This window comes from Chryseobacterium gossypii, assembly GCF_041361455.1.
In the GTDB taxonomy this organism is placed as follows: Bacteria; Bacteroidota; Bacteroidia; order Flavobacteriales; family Weeksellaceae; genus Chryseobacterium; species Chryseobacterium gossypii.
On the sequence record NZ_JBGCUR010000068.1, the window covers coordinates 1 to 1564 of the forward strand.

General features: G+C 33.9%; 1 protein-coding gene. It reads right to left on the reverse strand.

The annotated features are described in order from the left end of the window. Positions 1–129 precede the first annotated feature (129 nt). The gene (locus ABMQ40_RS16570; RefSeq protein ID WP_370901608.1) at positions 130–1467 is read right to left on the reverse strand and encodes an IS1182 family transposase; all 1338 of its coding nucleotides are present in this window, start codon (positions 1465–1467) and stop codon (positions 130–132) included. Between the last annotated feature and the right edge of the window lie 97 nt (positions 1468–1564).

Here is a 1564-nt window from a genome sequence, read left to right on the forward strand (position 1 = left end):
GAGGCTGTCTCAAAAGGACAGTCTTTTTTCTGCTCATGTTTTTTTTAATCCATATTTTTTTATGGATTATTATTATTTTTTTGGGTATTTTGAGTTTTTAAAGTCAGAACAAGGTAAGAGTAAGATTTCTCACCCTGCCAGAGCAACTTTTCTCAGATTATGGGCAATAGCAATCAAGCCGGTTTCTATTTCGACTTTGCTTTGACTCCTTAGGAAGAATCTTTTAAATCCTTTATTATGCTTGATTTGAGCAAAAACAGGTTCTACATCGTGACATCTTTGTTTCCTGAGTTTTATTCCCTGTTTTGTATTAAAAAGGCGATGAACCTTATGCCGAAGCTTTGAAAGTTTTGGATTAGAAGGTGAAGAGGTTATTGTTTTGGTTTTCTGGTCTTTATCGAAGTAATTATATTTGATATAGGCTTTAATTCTTTTCTTTTGCAGAAAAATATAGTTCTCTTCTGATCCATATCCGGCATCAGCTACTATTTCCTTTGGAGGTTTATTATAAAGGTATTCAAAGTTCTCAATGTGTGGTAAAAGGGTTTTGGTATCACCAGGATTAGGATGCAGGGTATAATTAATAATGAACTGATTCTCTGTACTGAGCTGAAGATTATAAGCTGGCTTAAGCTGCCCGTTACGCATATGATCTTCTTTCATTCTCATAAAAGAAGCATCAGGATCTGTTTTTGAATAACTGTTTCTGCCACGAAGAATTTCCTGCTGTTTCTGGTATTTTTCAAGATTATCAGGCCAATTCTTTTTAGCGTAATTAATTTTTTGACGGACCTTAGGACAGATCTTCTTCTTTTTTAAAGTAGAATCTATCCTTTCTATAACAGATTTTATTTTTTCTTTATCCATAGACTTAAACACTACCTCGGAAGTATCTTGTATTTCTTCTTTGGCTATCTGCTGAGTGTAGTTCCACAGATCTTCAAGCTGGGATTCTATACGTTCTTTATTCTTTTTAATGGATTTTCCCCATACAAATGTATAGCGGTTGGCATTGGCTTCTATTTTGGTTCCATCTGTAAAAATAGTCTGTAAACTTACCAGACCTTCTTTCTCTAAATACATTACAATTTGTGCAAATATGTCTTTAAGTTCTCCTTTTAACCTTTCACTTCTGAAACGATTCAGTGTATTATGATCAGGGCGGTTCATGGCACTAAGCCACATAAAATGAACATTCTCACCAAGAGCCTGTTCCAGCTTTCTGCTCGAATAAATATTACACAAATAACCATATACCAATACTTTTAAAAGCATTTTGGGATGATACACAGAAGTACCTCCAGGTTTATAATTACGGATTAAATTACTGATATCCAATCCGTCTATGACCGCGGAAACTGTTCGTACAGGATGATTACTTTCTATCAGCTCCGATAAATTCGGAGGAAAAAGAAAATTTTGCTTGGGATTATAATCTTTAAAGACTACCTTTGATTTACTTAACACACAGCAAATTAATCAATTTGCAAATATTAGGAAAGCAAAAGCTTTCCTTTTTTTGTAAAATATAAAAAAGGCTATCTTACTTTTGAGACAGCCTCTT